20 protein-coding genes are annotated in these 18,827 nt (G+C 39.1%); 15 read left to right on the top strand and 5 right to left on the bottom strand.

Annotated elements, in window-relative coordinates:
- Positions 1-162 precede the first annotated feature (162 nt).
- The 6 genes from dapF to LCD32_RS14430 all read left to right on the top strand — a co-directional run bounded on the left by dapF (position 163) and on the right by LCD32_RS14430 (position 5,120).
- The gene (dapF, locus tag LCD32_RS14455) at positions 163-1,017 is read left to right on the top strand and encodes a diaminopimelate epimerase (RefSeq protein WP_224564068.1); all 855 of its coding nucleotides are present in this window, start codon (positions 163-165) and stop codon (positions 1,015-1,017) included.
- Between the two features lie 73 nt (positions 1,018-1,090).
- Positions 1,091-1,453: an iron-sulfur cluster insertion protein ErpA gene (gene erpA / locus LCD32_RS14450; RefSeq protein ID WP_008357254.1), complete on the top strand. Its 363-nt coding sequence runs from the start codon at positions 1,091-1,093 to the stop codon at positions 1,451-1,453.
- Between the two features lie 430 nt (positions 1,454-1,883).
- Complete coding sequence (locus LCD32_RS14445; protein WP_187424749.1) at positions 1,884-2,684, top strand: sce7726 family protein; 801 nt, start codon at positions 1,884-1,886, stop codon at positions 2,682-2,684.
- Between the two features lie 13 nt (positions 2,685-2,697).
- Positions 2,698-3,633 carry a sce7725 family protein gene (locus LCD32_RS14440; protein ID WP_148779666.1) on the top strand — a complete coding sequence of 312 codons (936 nt, stop codon included), beginning with the start codon at positions 2,698-2,700 and terminating at the stop codon, positions 3,631-3,633.
- A gap of 12 nt (positions 3,634-3,645) precedes the next feature.
- Positions 3,646-4,722, top strand: a complete 1,077-nt coding sequence (locus LCD32_RS14435; RefSeq protein WP_148779665.1) for an RES family NAD+ phosphorylase — start codon at positions 3,646-3,648, stop codon at positions 4,720-4,722.
- 191 nt (positions 4,723-4,913) lie between these two features.
- Positions 4,914-5,120 (top strand): hypothetical protein, encoded by a 207-nt coding sequence (locus LCD32_RS14430; protein WP_008346803.1) that lies wholly within the window; start codon positions 4,914-4,916, stop codon positions 5,118-5,120.
- Positions 5,121-5,166: 46 nt separating this feature from the next.
- Here the strand turns inward: LCD32_RS14430 and yumC are convergent, their stop codons facing one another.
- Positions 5,167-6,165 (bottom strand): ferredoxin--NADP reductase 2, encoded by a 999-nt coding sequence (gene yumC / locus LCD32_RS14425; protein ID WP_039168937.1) that lies wholly within the window; start codon positions 6,163-6,165, stop codon positions 5,167-5,169.
- A gap of 390 nt (positions 6,166-6,555) precedes the next feature.
- Here yumC and LCD32_RS14420 point away from each other — a divergent pair, with 390 nt between their 5' ends.
- The 4 genes from LCD32_RS14420 to LCD32_RS14405 all read left to right on the top strand — a co-directional run bounded on the left by LCD32_RS14420 (position 6,556) and on the right by LCD32_RS14405 (position 9,180).
- Positions 6,556-7,773, top strand: a complete 1,218-nt coding sequence (locus LCD32_RS14420; protein ID WP_162149727.1) for an NAD(P)/FAD-dependent oxidoreductase — start codon at positions 6,556-6,558, stop codon at positions 7,771-7,773.
- A gap of 135 nt (positions 7,774-7,908) precedes the next feature.
- Positions 7,909-8,034 carry a YuiA family protein gene (locus tag LCD32_RS14415; RefSeq protein ID WP_008346797.1) on the top strand — a complete coding sequence of 42 codons (126 nt, stop codon included), beginning with the start codon at positions 7,909-7,911 and terminating at the stop codon, positions 8,032-8,034.
- An 81-nt stretch (positions 8,035-8,115) separates the two neighbouring features.
- Positions 8,116-8,436 carry a YuiB family protein gene (locus LCD32_RS14410; RefSeq protein ID WP_003212933.1) on the top strand — a complete coding sequence of 107 codons (321 nt, stop codon included), beginning with the start codon at positions 8,116-8,118 and terminating at the stop codon, positions 8,434-8,436.
- A 99-nt stretch (positions 8,437-8,535) separates the two neighbouring features.
- The gene (locus LCD32_RS14405; RefSeq protein WP_024719745.1) at positions 8,536-9,180 is read left to right on the top strand and encodes a 3D domain-containing protein; all 645 of its coding nucleotides are present in this window, start codon (positions 8,536-8,538) and stop codon (positions 9,178-9,180) included.
- A 40-nt stretch (positions 9,181-9,220) separates the two neighbouring features.
- Here LCD32_RS14405 and LCD32_RS14400 read toward each other — a convergent pair whose 3' ends face one another.
- Complete coding sequence (locus tag LCD32_RS14400) at positions 9,221-9,697, bottom strand: divergent PAP2 family protein (RefSeq protein WP_008346791.1); 477 nt, start codon at positions 9,695-9,697, stop codon at positions 9,221-9,223.
- 326 nt (positions 9,698-10,023) lie between these two features.
- On the opposite strand from LCD32_RS14400, the gene LCD32_RS14395 reads away from it, so the two are divergent.
- Both LCD32_RS14395 and LCD32_RS14390 read left to right on the top strand, forming a co-directional pair.
- On the top strand, positions 10,024-11,514 hold the full coding sequence (locus tag LCD32_RS14395) for a leucyl aminopeptidase (RefSeq protein ID WP_008346787.1): 1,491 nt from the start codon (positions 10,024-10,026) through the stop codon (positions 11,512-11,514).
- A 336-nt stretch (positions 11,515-11,850) separates the two neighbouring features.
- A complete protein-coding gene (locus LCD32_RS14390; RefSeq protein ID WP_224564063.1) occupies positions 11,851-13,179 on the top strand; it encodes a Na+/H+ antiporter family protein in 1,329 nt (442 codons plus the stop codon).
- Positions 13,180-13,226: 47 nt separating this feature from the next.
- Here LCD32_RS14390 and LCD32_RS14385 read toward each other — a convergent pair whose 3' ends face one another.
- The 3 genes from LCD32_RS14385 to LCD32_RS14375 all read right to left on the bottom strand — a co-directional run bounded on the left by LCD32_RS14385 (position 13,227) and on the right by LCD32_RS14375 (position 16,416).
- Entirely contained in the window at positions 13,227-13,823 is a 597-nt protein-coding gene (locus LCD32_RS14385; protein ID WP_008345905.1) for a biotin transporter BioY, read from the bottom strand.
- Positions 13,824-13,939: 116 nt separating this feature from the next.
- On the bottom strand, positions 13,940-15,076 hold the full coding sequence (ald, locus tag LCD32_RS14380) for an alanine dehydrogenase (RefSeq protein WP_050826570.1): 1,137 nt from the start codon (positions 15,074-15,076) through the stop codon (positions 13,940-13,942).
- Positions 15,077-15,186: 110 nt separating this feature from the next.
- Positions 15,187-16,416: a PucR family transcriptional regulator gene (locus LCD32_RS14375; protein ID WP_008345900.1), complete on the bottom strand. Its 1,230-nt coding sequence runs from the start codon at positions 16,414-16,416 to the stop codon at positions 15,187-15,189.
- A gap of 407 nt (positions 16,417-16,823) precedes the next feature.
- Between LCD32_RS14375 and LCD32_RS14370 the strand changes: the two genes are divergently transcribed.
- The 3 genes from LCD32_RS14370 (at position 16,824) to essB (ending at position 18,779) form a co-directional block, all read left to right on the top strand.
- Complete coding sequence (locus tag LCD32_RS14370; protein ID WP_003213769.1) at positions 16,824-17,117, top strand: WXG100 family type VII secretion target; 294 nt, start codon at positions 16,824-16,826, stop codon at positions 17,115-17,117.
- Between the two features lie 94 nt (positions 17,118-17,211).
- The gene (locus LCD32_RS14365) at positions 17,212-17,451 is read left to right on the top strand and encodes an EsaB/YukD family protein (RefSeq protein ID WP_008345897.1); all 240 of its coding nucleotides are present in this window, start codon (positions 17,212-17,214) and stop codon (positions 17,449-17,451) included.
- Positions 17,452-17,465: 14 nt separating this feature from the next.
- On the top strand, positions 17,466-18,779 hold the full coding sequence (essB, locus tag LCD32_RS14360) for a type VII secretion protein EssB (protein ID WP_025207914.1): 1,314 nt from the start codon (positions 17,466-17,468) through the stop codon (positions 18,777-18,779).
- The last annotated feature ends 48 nt before the right edge of the window (positions 18,780-18,827 follow it).

Raw genomic sequence — 18,827 nt, 5'->3', positions numbered from 1 at the left:
AAAATGAAGCATCACACGAGAGAAAAAGAGGCATATGCATAATAAAAGCCCTTTGCCATGGCAGCAAAGAGCTTCTATGTATGAAAAACGGGGGATGATAAGATTGTCTCCTGAATCGACTCCTTTTATACTATAAAGAAACAACATTTTTGGAGGACGCTCATGACATCATTTCAATTCACGAAAATGCACGGACTAGGAAACAATTATATATACGTCAATCAGATGAAGGAACAGCTTTCAGAAGAGCAGCTGTCAGAGATAGCGATCCGCGTTTCTTCTGTTTATACAGGTATCGGTTCAGACGGAATGATCCTCATTTGCCCATCAGATGTTGCGCCTGTGAAGATGCGCATTTTCAACAATGATGGATCAGAGGGGAAAAACTGCGGTAACGGTCTGCGTTGCGTGGCAAAATATGTGTATGAGCATCAAATCGTAACAGATACAACGTTCCAGATTGAGACATTGTCAGGACTCGTTGAAGCGACCGTTCATGTGCAGGATGGTCACGTTCAGTTAGTGACAGTAGATATGGGTAAACCTCGTTTTGAAAAAGAAGCGATGCCGATGCTTGGTGAACCGGCCAGCACAACAATTAATGAGGCACTTGATTTTGGAAAGGCGACATTACATGGCACGGCTGTTTCAATGGGGAATCCCCATATCGTCTTCTATTTAGAAGACATTGAACAGGCGCCGCTCAATTCGCTTGGGCCAATTATTGAAAAGCATGACATGTTTCCAGAAGGCGTCAATGTAGAATTTGTGGAACGTGTCAGTGAAACGGAACTGCATTTTCGCGTGTGGGAAAGAGGATCAGGGATTACGCAAGCGTGCGGAACAGGAGCATGTGCTGCGGCTGTATCAACGATTGTCAATGGACATGCGAAAAAAGAAACGGATATGACCGTTCATCTAGCTGGAGGAGACCTCATCATTCGCTGGAAAGATAATGACCATGTGCTGATGACAGGACCTGCTGAAACGATTTGTGACGGCACATTCTATCTCTAAACCATTTATTTGAGAAAAGGCATCATCAAGTTTATAATTGAAAAGAAACATCCAGTCAAAAGGAGGGATGATCGTGAGTACACCAGTAACGATTACAGAAGCTGCTGCATTGCAGATTAAAGATATGATGAAAGAACATGAAGAAGAAAATGCGTTCCTGCGAGTGGGCGTAAAAGGCGGCGGCTGCAGCGGTCTTTCATACGGGATGGGCTTTGACCATGAAGTCTCAGAGAAAGACACGCAGTTCGAACAGCACGGCATCAAGGTTCTTGTCGACTCCGAAAGCCTTGACATCATGAACGGCACCATCATTGATTTCAAACAATCACTAATGGGCGGCGGTTTCACGATTGACAATCCAAACGCCATCGCATCATGCGGATGCGGTTCTTCGTTCAGAACAGCTACCAATACCGGTACGCCGGAAGAGTGTTGAATTAAAACTGAAAACCTTCTATATATGGGGATTAGGCTGTCAAGATTTTCTTGACAGCCTTTTTAAAATGAAAACACGTTATCCATCAATGGGAACAAATTGAAACAAAATAAAATTTTTTTGACATCTTACCCTGAAAAACTTTACTTTCTCTTCGATCTGAGTTTTTCCTCAGAGTCTTTTTTATGCAGGTATAAAACCAATACACAGTTTGATAGTTCTAAATGTCATATAACAAATTAAAGAAAATTGATGAGGTATCATATTAAAAAATGATTTATTTGTAATTACATGGATATTCTGGTTAAATTAAAATTGAAGATTGGAATGTTAAGTTCAAGATGCTAAAAATTTCATATGAATATTTGCACTGGATATCGCAGAAAATGTTAAACTTATTTGGTATAGATGATTGGAAAGTGTGATGAGTGTGAATTATATTTATTTAAATAAGTTTTTTAGTAAAAAAAATTTAACAGAAAAATTTTCAAGAGATAGATTTAGTGCTGAAATCTTTAATAAAGAAATTCAAAATTATTATGATATCTTGAGAAAAGAGTATAGGAATGAATTCTTTTTTAAAAATACTCTTTTTAATAAGTTAGTTTTAGGAAAATATAGTTTAAATACTACAACTGCTTTTAGTGAAGTTGTTGTTGGTAACTCTAAAGCAGACTTTGTATTAATAAATAAAACCTTTGGGATTGTTTATGAAATTAAGACTGATTTAGATAACCTTGAAAGAATGGATAATCAACTGAATGATTATTCAAAAGCATTTAGTGAAATCTACATAGTAACTTCCGAAAAATATTATTACCCAGTTTTTAAGACTATAAAAGAAAAAAATCCCAATGTGGGTATCATTGTATTAACCAAAAAAGAAACCCTAAGTGTAAGAAAAAAAGCAACTTTAGATAGTAGCAAACTTAATCATGAAGTCTTGTTTAAACTTTTAAGAAAAAACGAATATGAACAAATCTTATATTTTAAGTTTAAATGTCTACCTAATGCTAAGCCAGTTCAATATTTTAGAACATCTCTTCAATGGTTTAAAACAATTGAAATTAGAGAAGCTCAGAAATTGGTGTTTAAACAATTGAAAAAAAGAGTTAATCCTAAAGACCTTGAAAAAATAAAATATTTTCCAATTCCTATTAGATGGATTATATACTCAAGTAATTTGAATAGTATAGAATTAGAAAAAATATATAAAAAAATAACTGTATAATGGGGGAATTGTAATGTATTATCCAATAATTAGAGGTAGGCAATATGATTTACTAGCACTTAGAGAATTATTAGAAAAAAATCTTTTGAGCGAAAAGGTAATTCCAGTTATCGAGCCTACTAAGCTGAGCCCTACTCTAGTGTCTACAATAAATAGTTTCAAAGAAAATTCTAGAAAAATAATCCTGGTATCTAATCCAAAAATCGGTTCATTTCACGGAGAATTAGCAATGCCTAGTATCTATAGTAAATTTTTAAGTCTAATGAGCTTGGACAATGTAATTATTGGACATCAATTAAATGGAAATTCAAAAAATGAGATTCGGAAATTATCAGATGACGTTTCTTTAAGTTTGGAAAATTTAGTTATTTTTCACACCGAAAGAAAATTTATACAATTATATAGAGAGATTTATTCTTCAGTTAAAGCTGATCTAAACATTATCCCATCTGATAATTCCTTTAGGAGACAATTAGACGATCAAAATTTAGTAGGTTTAAGTGATAAATTTAATAAACTCCCTAGAAATGCAGATTATTTAGAGATTGAAAGTGAGTTCTTTTCAGAGGAACATCTCTTTTATAAAAAGGAAGGATACATTGGATTTTCCGATTACTCTATTGTAGGTGCAGAATACAATACAAGCGGTTTCGCCCCATATGCAGTTGCGTTTCACATTGTTTATCCGAATTCTGAAAATGGGCTGGAAATAATGCATTTTGTTTCTGATTCAAATACTGATATAAGTGACCCTGCTGGAAAGTTCTCCGAAGCATTAGGGAAAATGATGAGTTGGTACTATGATATTAAGGCTGATAAAAGAATGAATACATTTGCTATGCAGTCCTTTGAAGATCATCATGAAAAGGGGACATATCCAGGTTTAGCAACTATAAAAAAATTATCAATTATGCATCATCTTGAACTAATGGGAAGTTTACTAAGTTAGAGGGTGAAATAAATGAATTGTTGTGTTGAATGCTTTGTGTCACCTGAAATAAAAAGTATTATAAGTAGTTTGGATAATAACGGGAATTGTGCATTTTGTGATAGTAGAAATGTTCAAGTGTATGATCTTAAAGCTGACGATGGCTTGGACAATTTGTTTAATGAAATTCTAAACATATTTAAATTAGGTTCAGAGCTAATTACGGATGGATTTCCCGAGGTCAATTTAATTAGTATTAGGGATCAATTCGAGAATAAATGGAAGATATTTAATGGTTTTGCTGGGGATAAAATATATACATTTTTGAAAACTCTTCTGGAACGTAAATATCCGGATAAGATGGAATTATTAATAAATCAAGTTGGAATTATTGAATGGATGAATAAAGAATATTTAGAGGAAAAATCTGTACTGAAAGGTCATACTTGGACAGACTTCGTAAATTATATTAAATATCGAAATAGGTTTCATTCAAAATATGTTAATTTTGGAGTATTGAATGAGTACATTGAAAAACTAACAACTTTTGTTGAAGAAGATATTTTCTATCGAGGGAGAATCTCGAATGACAAAGAGTTAGGGATTAAAAATATGGGAGCTCCAGATCCACCAAAATCAAGTGCCGGAAGAGCAAATTCAGAAGGAATTAGTCACCTATATTTAGCTAGTGCTATTGAAACAGTAGTGAGTGAGATTAGACCTAGTATAAGTGATACTGTTTATATAGGGAAATTTCCACTAAAACAAAAGTTAAAAGTTATTGATTTCAGAATGTTAAAAAATCTAGATGTTTTTACTTTTGAAGATCCAGTTATGTATGCAATAAATTTAGATATATTTAATGAAATGTCAATGGAGATATCTAAACCCGTTCGTAGCGGGGATAGTAAATTAGAATACTTACCTACACAATTTATTGTGGATTATATAAAGAGCCTTAACGAAATTCAGTCTGAAAGTTATCAGGGGATTGTCTTCGAAAGTACACTTAGTACAAAAGGTTATAATTTAATGGTATTCGATACGGGTTTATTAGAATGTACAACAGTTGAGAAAATTATCATAAATAATATAAGCTATAATTATTAATAAAAATGATAATAATATAAACAATTATATTATATAAGTGCAATATTTAGTAAAACTATTGAAAAGAAATCATTGTATATGTAATTACATCAATTCCGTGACATTATACTTCATCAACTGGCTATTTCCACTCGAAAAGAGTATCATGAGAACCAAACATAAACTGTCATCAGAAAAGAGGTTGCTGAGGTTTGAGTGAACAAATCAATTGCAGGAACTGTCATGAACTGATTCCGTATCGTTCAAAAACATGTCCATCTTGCGGGATAGACAAGCCGCTTCCGAAAAAGGAACGTGTGAAGGATCGGGTGATTTTGGTTGTGGCAGGAATTGTTGTGGTGTTACTCGCTGCAATGGTACTTGGAATGGCGAATGCCTATATTGGGATTTTTAAATAAACAAAAAAGGAGTTCCGCAGATGGAACTCCTTTTTTTGATCCGTTCTTATTTATTTTCAAATAAGCTTGTGGAATGAAGCGGCTGTACACGGGCTTTCGGGTCCATGTAAGCTTTGGCATTGTTCACAGCAGTTGGTGCTTCACCAAATCCGCTTGCGATTAATTTGACTTTTCCTTCATACGTACAGATGTCTCCTGCCGCATAGAAGCCTTCGATATTGGTTTCCATTGTGGATTTGACCACGATAGAGTTCTTTTCGATTTCAAGGCCCCATTGTTTGATTGGTCCAAGGGAGGAAACAAAACCGAAGTTGACGATCACGTCGTCCACATCTAGTACTTGCTTTTTATCGCCTTTCACTTCTTCAAGCACAATTTGTTCAATGCGGTCTTCCCCAATGAGCTCAGTTGGCACAAATGGTGTCAGCACATTGACTTTCGAGTTGTGCAAGTTTTCTACACTGTGCTCATGTGCACGAAATTTATCACGACGGTGAATAATCGATACTTCTTTTGCGATTGGCTCAAGCATCAGTGCCCAGTCAACCGCAGAGTCTCCACCGCCAAGAACAGCAACACGTCTGCCAGCGAATTGGTTCAAGTCATTGATGAAGTAATGCAGGTTGCTTCCTTCAAATGATTCTGCTGCACTTAGCTCAAGCTTTCTCGGTTGGAATGCACCGTTACCAGCTGTAATGATGATCGTTTTTGAATAATGAACCTCTTGATTCGTAACGAGTTTGAAGATACCGTCTGCTTGTTTTTCAACCGTTTCCACAGCTTGCTCTAAGCAAATGGTTTGATCAAATTTATCCATTTGTTCCTTTAGATTATCAATTAATTCTTGTGCGCGGATTTTTGGGAAACCAGCCACATCATAAATGTATTTTTCAGGGTAAAGAGCGGATAGTTGACCGCCGAGCTGAGGAAGGCTTTCAATGATTTTCACACTTGCCTGTCTCATGCCCCCGTAAAACGCAGTAAACAATCCGACTGGGCCGCCCCCGATAACGGTAATGTCATATACCTTAGAATCTTCTTGCATTCCTTAATCCTCCCAAATGAAAATTGTTATCACTATATCATATCATACCACATATCGTCGTTTGACTTGTTTTGAAAAACTTGTCGTTTTTTGATGCCGATGCTGTGAAAAGGGGAAAAAAGAGAGAAAGACCGTTTATCCTAAGGATTTTCAGTTTAAAGCCTTGAAAAAAGGAGCAGAACTCGCTATTATTGTTAAGGGAACTAAATATTAATTTTTTATGAATTTTTGTCGGATACGGTCAAATGCTTTCGTTTTTTGTAGGTGAAAGTTCAGATTTTCACATACTTATTTTTTTGTTTAAATTTCATAAAATGCCGCAAAGCGGTTGAGAATAACGATATGTAATTCTTTATCCGTTTTACAGCAAATTTAAAAAAGGTGGATGTGATTCCAGTGAATAAACCGAAAATCGTTGTATTAGGTGCAGGTTATGGCGGATTAATGACTGTAACAAGATTAACAAAACAGCTTGGCACAAATGATGCGGACATTACTCTTGTGAACAAGCATAATTATCATTACGAAACAACATGGTTACATGAAGCAAGTGCAGGTACTCTTCATCATGACCGTTGTCGTTATCAAATTAAAGATGTGATTAACAGTTCCCGTGTCAACTTTGTACAAGCAACAGTTGAAAGCATTAATAAGGAAGAGAAGAAAGTTGTGACATCAGATGGCGAACTTTCTTATGACTACCTTGTTGTTGCGCTTGGTGCTGTTCCTGAAACATTTGGTATTGCAGGACTAAAAGAATACGCATTCTCAATCTCTAACATCAACTCTGCTCGTCAGCTTCGTGAGCACATTGAGCTTCAATTTGCGACTTATAATACAGATGCTGAAAAGCGCCCAGAGCGTCTAACTATCGTTGTCGGCGGTGCAGGCTTCACAGGTATTGAGTTCCTTGGTGAGCTTGGAAACCGTGTACCTGAGCTTTGCAAAGAGTATGATATTGATCAAAAAGACGTGCGTATTATCTGTGTAGAAGCTGCACCAACAGCTCTTCCAGGATTTGATCCTGAATTGATCGACTATGCGATGAACTACCTTCAAGGTAAAGGTGTTGAGTTCAAAATCGGTACAGCGATCAAAGAATGTACGCCTGAAGGCATCATTGTTGGAAAAGACGATGATACAGAAGAAATCAAAGCTGAAACTGTTGTATGGGCTGCTGGTGTACGCGGTAACCCAATCGTTGAAGAAGCTGGATTTGAAAACATGCGCGGCCGCGTAAAAGTGTCTCCAGATCTTCGTGTACCAGAAAATGAAGATGTATTCATCATCGGTGACTGTTCATTAATCATCAATGAAGAAATTAATCGTCCATACCCACCTACTGCACAAATTGCGATGCAACAAGGTGAAACAGTAGCGAAAAACCTTGCTGCACTAGTAAAAGGTGGCACGCTTGAAAGCTTTAAGCCAGACATCAAAGGAACAGTTGCTTCTCTTGGTGAACACGACGCTGTAGGTGTTGCGTTTGGTAAAAAACTTCAAGGAACAAAAGCTTCTGCAATGAAAAAAATCATCGACAACCGTTCATTATTCATGGTTGGTGGACCAGGACTTGTTCTGAAAAAAGGAAAATTCAAGTTCTTCTAAACCGATATAGACAAAAACGTGTATCCCTGTGGTACACGTTTTTTCATGTTTGACGGAATATTTTCTCACTTGGTACTGGACAGAAAAATATGTTATGATGAATTATCAGAAAATTTAGATTAAGGAGTGAGCAATATGAATGCACAAACGAAAGAAAAAAAGTCAACTTGTCAGTATTGTTCAGGAAAAGGATACTTTCAGTTATTGCTCGGCGGATCAGAAACATGTGAGGAATGTAAAGGGACAGGAAAGAAGCATTAATCTTACGGCTTTTTCCATTGATTGACTTCATCTCTATTTCCAAGTTAAACTAATGATGGGATATTTGGGGGTGGAGATGAAGTGATCAGTTTACCAGTCGTTATCATTTCAGTTATTTTATTTTTCGTGTTATTCTTCGGCATTGGCTTTTTGCTGAATATGCTACTGAGAATGTCATGGATTATGGCAATTTTATATCCAATTGTATGCCTTTTCATTATCAATAATCAAAAGATGATTGCTTATGTAAGAGAACCAGGCATTGCTTTTTCCGGAATAGGAGACCGCATCGTTTCTCTTGCTGCGGCGGATATCATTATTTTATTAAGTGGTCTAATTGGTGCCATTGCCTCAGGTTTTGTCATCAATGCCCTTCGTAAAAGAGGCTATCAAATGTTTTAACTCACTTGTCTATACGCAAGTGGGTTTTTTTGTTTCTCCTTTGCATAGTTTCCATTTTGTTTGGAAACAAATAGATGGGTAGAGGAGTGACAAATAGAGATGAAAACATGGATGAAACGATTGTTCATGACAGTTCTGTTTATGCTTGCCTTGATGACAAGCTTTACGGGCATATCTGGCGTAGAGCCAAGTGATTTAGCTGCATGGGTGAAAGAGACCGATGCCGGTAAGCACGTATCTTCTTTTTTAAAGCATCCAAAAAGGCAGACGATGGCGGTGAAAAGTGACGATTTGCGAGCTGTTTCTCTCGAAGAAGCATTTAATTGGAACGATTATCCGAAGCAAAAGGTTGTCGCCACAGGTTATACAGCAGGTGTAGAATCAACAGGTAAGACGAAAGAACATCATGCATATGGCATTACATATTCAGGCGTCAAAGTAAAACGTGATTTATATTCAACCGTGGCAGCGGACCCATCTGTCTTTCCGATAGGAACTGTCCTGTTTATCCCCAATTATGGCTATGGTGTAGTCGCAGATACTGGGAAAGCGATTAAAGGTCATAAGCTTGATTTATATTATGAAACGGTTGATGATGTGTATAGAGAATGGGGTAAAAAAGTGCTGGACGTTTATGTGATTAAAAAGGGTGAAGGAACGCTGACAGAAAAAGACTTAAATCAGTTGAATGAAGCAGAATCGATGCAAGTGTTCCGGCAGCAGTTTCAAGCAAATAAAGAATAAAAAAGCTTTGGATCTCAAAAGGTCCAAAGCTTTTTCGTTTCTACATGAAGTAATAATCTAAGATGAGTGTGAGCAAGATTCCTGTTAAGCCGCCGAAGAAGACTTCAATCGGCTTATGCCCAAGAAGCTCTTTCAATTTCTTTTGCTTCTCTTTTTCTTCCGCATTTGGGAAGTTCTTTGCCTCGGCAACAAACCGGTTAAAATCTGTGACCAGTTTGTTCAGGACAGTTGCCTGTTCTCCTGCCTGTCTGCGAACACCTGTCGCATCAAACATCGTAATAATGGCAAAGATGGCGGAAATGGCAAAAATAGATGTTCCTAGCCCGTGCTCTAAAGCAACTGCTGTTGAGAGTGCTGTTACTGCTGCGGAGTGTGAACTTGGCATTCCGCCTGTGCTTGTAATGAGCGACCAATCTAGTCGTCTAGAAATGATAAATTGAATCGGTACTTTTACAAATTGTGCAAAAAAGATGGCTGCAAGGCTGGCAAGCAGCGGAAAATTCGTCAGTACGCTCATGAACAAGAAACATCCTCTCTTTAAGAAAAAATAACGTGCGAAATGATAAAGTATTTACCCTAGTAAGATAAAAAAATGATGGCAGTAAGAACTGTTGCCAAGTTCATGTTCATTATAACATTAAAGAAAGTAGATGTGGAACGAGGAGACCATGGACAGGCTGCTATTGATCGCTGCCGCTTTTTCATGATGCCCTTCCGCGTGCCAAAATATAAATGTTCTTCAAGGGAAGACAGGCTGGTAATGATCGTATCAGCACATAAATTTTGATATAATAGAAGTTCCAATGTGAAATATGGAGTTCATTGAAGGAGCGTGTGATAAATATGTTTTTCTCGACAAATGAGTTGCAACATAAAGATACACTGGCCATCGGACTTTTTCAAAAGAGCCAATTATCAGGAAAAGCAAAAGAAATGGATGAGTTACATGGAGGAAGAATCACTGAATTACTAAAAGAAGGCGATATTTCGTCTAAGCGAAATCAGCTTTCGAAATTTTTCCCATCCCCTGAAACCGGCATTAAACGCATTTATTTTGTCGGGCTTGGGAAGGAGTCAGATTACACGTTTGAAGAGGCAAAGGAAGTGTTTGCGCATTTATTTAAAAAGCTTCATCAAGATAAAAAGCAAGCAGTTTCGGTTTTGCTTGATACATTTACAGGAAAGGATCTGCCTGTTCAAGATGCAGCCCATGCCCTTTCTGAAAGCTGCCTTTTAGCTACATATGAATTACAAGATTTTAAACATAAAACGAATGAACCGGATCGCTTTATCGAATTTGTTTATGCAACAACGGATCATGATGCTGCCGAAATTCAGGCAAGTCTGAAAGTGGGCGAAGTCTACGGACAATCGGTCAATTCGGCTCGTACACTTGTGAATATGCCGCCGAACATGCTCACGTCCTCTGATCTTGCATCCTATGCGGCAGAGCTTGCTTATAAATATGAATTCGAGATTGAAATTTTAGATAAAGAACAAATGGAAGAGCTCGGAATGGGCGGTATTCTAGCCGTTAATAGAGGCTCAACAGAACCACCGAAGCTGATTGTATTGAAATATCAAGGCAAGGAAGAATGGACAGACGTCATCGGCCTTGTCGGTAAAGGCATTACGTATGATACAGGTGGGTATTCCTTAAAGCCAAGAGCAAGTATGGTGGGGATGAAAACAGATATGGGCGGTTCAGCCTCTGTTTTAGGCGCAATGGAAATCATCGGTGAACTTCGTCCAGAGCAGAATGTCATTGCGGTCATCGCCTCAACAGATAATATGGTCTCAGCAGATGCGATGAAGCCAGATGACGTCATTGTCTCACTAAGCGGCAAAACAATCGAAGTGCTTAACACGGATGCAGAAGGTCGTCTTGTTTTAGCAGATGGTGTGACCTATGCGAAGCAGCATGGCGCCTCTGTGCTTGTGGATGTTGCGACATTAACAGGCGGTGTCATTGTGGCACTTGGGAATGAAACAACAGGCGTGATGACCAATAACGATGAACTGTATGCCCAGTTTAAAGAGGCATCAGAAGAATGCGGGGAAATGATTTGGCAGCTGCCAATCACCGAAAAAGATAAAAAACGAGTAAGAAACAGTAAAATGGCTGATCTGAATAACTCACCAGGTCGTGATGGTCATGCGATCATGGCAGGTGCATTCATTGGGGAATTCGCTGAAGACACCCCTTGGGTTCACTTAGATATTGCAGGAACAGCCACGACAGAAAAGCCTTCATGCTTTGGTCCAACAGGAGCAACAGGTGTGATGGTCAGATCATTAGCGACATTTGTGGAACGATTTGAACCGAAGAAATAACAACGGAAGCTCTGCCAACTGGCAGAGCTCAGCGTGTAGACAAACCCTCGCATTCGGTGTCAGTCCTGCGCTTCGGTGCTCACGAATGTCAAATTCGCTCCGCGCCGATGCTCGTCCTTCCTAGACTGCAAAGGTTTTCTATCACGCTGAAAAGAAGACAAAGGGCTAAAATAAAATTCATTTTAGCCCTTTGTCAACAATCTGAGCTCTGCCAACTGGCAGAGCTTTTTATGTAGGACATACGCCATTTGACGAAGTAATTTTTCTATGGTAACATACGTTGGTACTTTAATTATCTACTACATTAGTAAACTAAAGGATTTCGGAGGTTTCACCATGAATGCAGTTGTTTTAGCGGTTGTTTTAATGTTGATATTAAGCTTGCTGCGGGTCAATGTCGTGATTGCGCTGGCACTTGGCGCTTTAGCGGGCGGACTTGCAGGTGGATTAGGTCTAGGGGGAACAGTTCAAGCGTTCACTGACGGTCTTGGCGGAAATGCGACAGTGGCGATTAGTTACGCACTATTAGGTGCATTCGCAGCCGCACTGACGAAAACGGGTCTTCCTGATGCCATGGTCGAAGGAGCTGTGAAGCTTCTTGGAAAAGAAGGCGATTCAAGAAGAAAAACATTATCAAAAGTGCTCATTATTCTGGTCATTTTGATCGTATCTTGTTTTTCTCAAAACGTTGTTCCTGTTCATATTGCCTTTATTCCGGTCTTAATCCCGCCATTATTAAAGGTGTTTAACGAGCTTCAAATTGACCGCAGACTGCTAGCATGTGTGATGACTTTCGGACTTACTGCACCATATATTTTACTTCCGGTCGGTTTTGGACAAATTTTTCACGGAATGCTTCGTGATAACATGAAAGATGCAGGTTTAACAGTGAATTTAGCAGACATTCCGTATGCGATGCTGATTCCTGTAGGCGGCATGGTTCTTGGTTTGATCGTTTCACTCTTTGTATTCCGTAAGCCAAAAACATATGAAAATCGTGACATTACGGATGTAGAAAAATCAGCATATACAAAAAAGAGCTTATTCTTTGCTGGGCTTGCGATCCTTGCATCACTTATTGTTCAGTTATATCTCTCTCAAAGCCTTGGAGTCGAAGGGATGATCTTCGGTGCGCTTGTAGGCTTGCTCGTTTTGTTTGTAACGGGAATGATGAAACGCGATGAAGCAGATGCGCTGATTACATCTGGCATGAACATGATGGCATTTATCGGATTTGTCATGCTTGTTGCAGCTGGATTTGCCAATGTTTTAACGAAAACAGGAGATATTGAATCTCTCGTCAAGGCATCATCTCAACTTATTGGAAACAACCAAAGCTTAGCAGCTATTCTCATGTTATTGGTGGGGCTGCTAGTGACAATGGGCATTGGCTCATCATTTGCAACGATTCCGATTATTACGACGATCTTTGTCCCGCTTTGTTTACACTTAGGGTTTAGCCCAATGGCAACGATTGCGATTATTGGTTCAGCAGCTGCTGTAGGAGATGCAGGTTCACCTGCAAGTGACAGTACACTCGGACCAACATCTGGACTCAATATGGATGGACAGCATCACCACATTTGGGGTACATGTGTCCCAACATTCGCTTTTTATAATATCCCGCTCGTCTTGTTCGGCTGGCTTGCGGCAATTATGCTATAAATGAAAAAAGGTTCCTTACTCATAGAGTAAAGGAACCTTTTCTGATATTAGGAAGCTGTTTGTTCTTTTCGAAAGGATGTGGCTTTTGAAACTGATCGATAAATTTTAGGTGCCAGCATCGCAAGGAGGATGGTCAGCGCATAGTCTTTTACCATAAACCAAATCATGAAGAACCATGTAGTTTGATAAGAGATTGGTGCGTTCAGCCATACATTTAATGCGATGTATGTATAAGTTGTCCCGATCACATACATCACGGTCGTTCCTGCAATGGCTGCAAATAAAAAGCGGCCAAAACCAGGGTTTTGTCTTTTTTCAAGAATGAATCCGGCAAGCCAAGCAGCAGGAATGTATGATAACACAAAGCCACCGCTTTTTCCTAAAATAACGCCGAGACCCGCCGAGAACTGTGCGAATACAGGTGCACCAGCGATCCCAACAAGAGCATAGACAATCATGGCCAATGCGCCAAGTCGTCTGCCCAACAAAAGACCAGCAAGCACACAAAAAAACGGCTGCATCGTAAGTGGGATTCCGCCGACCTGTAAAAATGGCACAATGGATGTGATATTGGCTCCGATAGCCATGAGTGCAGCAAACATCCCGACGAGCACAAAGTCAGCTGTTCTTGTCTTCTTTTGCATGATATTTCCCCCTGTCTTATCTGTACAAATAGATTAAGGGGAAGAGGTTCTTTTGTCAACTCATTTTTATTTTAGGTTAACAATAAAACCCGCCCCTGAAAAGGGCGGGCTAGATATTAAGCTTCGGTCATGGAAGAGGTTTGAAGGGCTTTACTAACAGGCACATAATCATAGCCGAGATCACGAGCGACAGCTTCATAGGTGATATGTCCGTTCATCACATTGACGCCTTCAGCAATCGCCTTGTTTTCTTTGATCGCTTTTGCAGCGCCTTTATTTGCAATCTGCAGTGCGTATGGGACCGTGACGTTTGTTAAAGCAACTGTCGATGTTCTCGGAACCGCTCCTGGCATATTGGCAACAGCATAATGTAAAATGCCGTGCTTTTCATAAGTAGGCTGATCATGTGTTGTGATATGATCGATTGTTTCCACAATCCCGCCTTGGTCAATGGCTACATCGACAATGACAGAACCAGGCTTCATTTGTTTCACCATTTCTTCTGTGACAAGGGTTGGAGCTTTGGCACCTGGGATGAGAACCGCACAAATAAGCAGGTCTGCCTCGCTCACTGAATCTGCAATGTTAACAGGATTAGACATTAACGTTTTCATTTGGTGACCAAACTGATCGTCCAGCTGACGTAATCGTTCCGCATTTACATCAATAAGGGTGACATCTGCGCCAAGTCCGATCGCCATTTTCGCTGCATTTGTTCCAACGACACCGCCGCCAATAATGGTGACTTTCCCTCTCGATACTCCTGGCACGCCGGCGAGCAAAATGCCTTTTCCACCTTTTGGCTTTTCTAAAAATTGAGCACCAATCTGAGCAGCCATTCTACCTGCTACTTCAGACATTGGCGTTAATAGAGGGAGTGATTTTCCGTCCGTTACCGTTTCATAAGCAATGGCTGTTACACCTTTTTGTTTTAATGCTTCAGCCAAGGAGGGCTCTGCTGCAAGGTGCAAGTACGTAAATAAGATCAGACCTTCTCTGAAATATGAATATTCTTCAGGTAATGGTTCTTTTACCTTCATAATCATATCAGAAGATGCCCACACATCTTTCGCTTGATCAAGAATCTCTGCACCAACAGATACATAATCGTCATCAGTGAATCCGCTTCCAAAACCAGCGTTCGTTTCAATTAAAATCTGGTGTCCAGCTGAAAGCAATTGAGATGCTGCTCCTGGTGTTAATGCGACCCGGTTTTCATTGTTCTTAATCTCTTTCGGAATGCCGATGATCATATCAATTCCTCCTATGCTTATCTATTGATATTGTATGTCTAGTGTATCCTGAAAGTTTAGAAAATTCTTCGGTTGAATGAAAAAATTAAAAAACGCCTCTTTGTGAAATTTCACAAAGGGACGTTTTTTAGCTTCATATCAAGATAAATGGTCATTTTCTCATTCATGTTTTTTAAATCAATTTCTGCAATGTCCGTAATCCGCTTCAGTCTGTAATTCAGTGTGTTGATATGAATATTTAACTGCTTTGCGGCGATATTGGCGTTGCTGTCACAATCAATAAACCGTTCAAGGGTCTCGACGAGGTTGGAATGATGCCTGAGATCGTAATCCTCAAGCTTTGATAAAGAGTAACTGGAATAAGACGATCCCTTTCGTTTTTCAGCAAGCACATCTAAGTATTGATAAATACCCAGTTCAGAAAAGCTGTTTAATTGTTCTGTTTCCACAGGAAAGCGTTCTTTTGTTTTTAAGACGGCCAGTGCTTCTTTATAGGATGGCTGAATATGAGTAATGTGATCGTAAATTCCACCAATGGCCGCTTGAACGTCATGGAGCTGATACCGATCAGACAACTGCTTTAGCATGCCGCTTGTGAATTGTTTAATATCTTGAAGCGGATGTTCTGTTTTTGGCGAGACAAGAATAATGAATTCGTTAAAATCAACAGTCGTTAAAAGCACCTGCACTTGCTGCGTTGTTTCAAGCAGATAGGAGAGCTTCTTTTCCGTATCTTCTGTGAGTTCATCACGAAGGCGAAAAATAATAATGGCATACGTGTCTGGACACCTCATCCCAAGCCTCAAGAAGAGATCAAGCATCTCATCCTTTTCATGAATATGTCCTGTGAGCATCTTCCAAAATAGTTCCTGATTGCGTTCTTCTGTTTTCGTTTTTCGAATTTGTAAATTGAGTAATTTGTTTTTCACGGCATGTGCTGCCATCTTGAGAAGGTCCATTTCTTCATCTGAAAAAGGCTGCGTGGATTCAATTGCCCAGATAAAGCCGAGCACCTCTTTGTCTTTCCATATGGAAATGGCAACCCTGCTGGATAGACCGACTTCTGCAATTTGAGGTACGCGAAGCGGTTCATCTGTTTTAAGGAGTGTAGGAATGATACCGTCTTTCCAAAGCCGATTAATGACTTTTTCCGGTACACGGCGGGAGATAATGGTTGAAGTTCTGGCGGGATCAGTGAAATCATTATGTGTGCTATAGGCTAATAATCGATGATGAGTATCTTCTATAGTAATAGGGCAATTGAGCACATCACTAATTTGGTCTGCCACATCCTCTAAACGATCAAGGCTATACTTAAATGGATCTGTCTTTTTTGTCATAAAAAACCCCTGCTTTTTCGAATATTTCACGTACTTACATTATGAAGAGAATCAGGTATGTAAATCAACAAAAAAATGCCATAATCATTAAAAAACCAAAAAGCTTGAGAAATGAGCACATTGGTCATGCATTGATCACAAAAAGAAATAGTACAATAATAATGTAGTAAAAAATCAATAGGCGGAAAGATTCATGGAAGTGCACGCCCTTTTATTAAGAATATATGACCAAAAAACTGTTAAATACTAGATAAAGAGCGAAAATACAGTAATTCTATAGACTCATTTTGTAAAATAAAAACAGATTTGTTTGACTGTGTATCATTTCTGTTTTTATAATAATAACGTCAAAAAATAAGTGGATTAGCCCATTATATGGCGGCTATGCACGGGAGGTAATGAGGAATATGTCAGGAATTATTCGCGTAACCCCAGAAGAACTAAGAGCGACCGCTAAGCAATATGGTGTTGAAAGTCAAGAAGTGTTAAACCAAGTTGATCGTCTAAATAGAATGATCTCTGACCTAAAAGGAATGTGGGAAGGTGCTTCTAGTGAAGCATTCGCTGATCAATACGAACAGCTAAAACCTTCATTCATCAAAATGTCTGATCTATTAACAGATGTCAGCAATCAGCTTGATCAAACTGCAAATACACTTGAAAGCACTGACCAAGACATCGCTAGCCAAATTCGCGGCTAACAAAGGGATTTCCTTTCTAAGTGTGAAAAGCAGAAAAAGCGCCGAGTCTGTCAGTTGATGCCGGCGCTCTTTCTATTTTGTGAGGTGGAAATTTGTGTATATCGATATTACCATCGACTTAAAAAACTATGATGGCAGTGTGTTTGATTTGAGACTATCAAATTATTTACATATTAAACAAGTCATCCATATCGCCTGGCAGGCAAAACAAATCTCACTACCTAAACGAGATGGCGGATGGGTGCGTGTAGTCAATAAGAAAGCTGTGTTTTCAGGCGAATATAAGCTGTCAGACTGTGGAATCACAACAGGAGACAGGCTGGAAATACTATGAAAGGACTTTTGTAAATGGCAGATAAAAAGAGTTCCTATTTAGAAGAACAATTAGAAGCAGTCATGAAAAAAGAGGAAGGCACTTACACCTTCATTTTTCAAAGAGAGACAATTAAACTCTTAGACGGTTTAGAAGCGGCACCGATTAAAGACATCAATCCTTCATTTAAAAAAGAGATTCAATTAACCGAAGGTGAGGTCATCATTTCGATTCAACCGCCTCCTGCCTATCAGGAATTTCGTTTCATCCATGCAAAGGATGAAAAAAGCAAATGGATTTTTTCATACCAGCTTGTCGATGCAGTGTGCAAACACGACGTGAAGCGGCTGCATCCTATTGTTTCTCCTGAAAACATTGTTTTTCATCAAGGCTTAGCGCCTGCATTTTTGCATTACGGGGTCAAAGAAAGCATCCCGCCATATGAAACCGACCAACAACGTTTGTTAAAAGAGGTCAAAGCCGTCATTCTTCGAGTGGTGGACCATGAATATCAGTTTCAAGAATATTTGGCTTATCATGATACGTTGAAATTATCTGAGCAGGCAAAGGAAATAAGTGATACACAGTCGCTGGAAGAATTGTCTGCTTTGATTCAACAAAAAATAGAAGCCATTGAAGCAAAAGAAAAGACGCTCTTAACCATTCCAAAAAAGAAATGGAAGATTGAACGATACATTGGACTTGGTCTCCTTGTTCTTTTGATTCCTGCATTGGTGTATACCATTTACACGTTCTTTTTCGCCATGCCGAAACAAGAAGCGTATGTGGAAGCGAATAAATATTATCTCAACAAACAGTACAGCCAAGTGGTGGATACGCTCGAAAAATACAAAGCCGATCAAATGCCAGTCTCTCTTCAATATGAACTGGCCATTTCGTATGTGCAAACGAATCAAGGGAACCTATTGCTTGACCAGCACAAAAAAGAAATCACGGATACGTACACATTGCAGACAGACCCGCAATACTTCCTGTTCTGGATTCATATTGGACAAGGCAATAGCAAGGAAGCTCTGGATATTGCAAGGGTGCTCGGGGACGACCGATACATATTTACAGCACTCGTCGCCTACCGCAATGAAATTCAAAATGACGACAGCCTATCTGCTGAAGAAAAACAAAAACAGCTAGATCCAATCATTAAGGAAATGGCGAAGTATGAAGAAAAAGAAACAACGGAGACGAGCACCAATGACTCCTCAGATGCAAGCCAAACAGATGAAACAGCTGAACAAAAAGAGCAGTCAAAAGCCGATCAGGAGAAAAAAGAGAAAGAATCTGATACAAAAAAGAAAACCTCTCAGACGAAAAAAGATGAGAAAAAATAATTCTTTCGATACAACTGACAGTTGGTGCTGTCCGATGAGGAGGTGGAG

The sequence above is a fragment of the Bacillus sp. RSS_NA_20 genome, assembly GCF_020165915.1.
In the GTDB taxonomy this organism is placed as follows: Bacteria; Bacillota; Bacilli; order Bacillales; family Bacillaceae; genus Bacillus; species Bacillus altitudinis.
The sequence above is the reverse complement of the archived record's forward strand: the minus strand, read 5'-3'. Positions and strand labels throughout refer to the sequence as shown.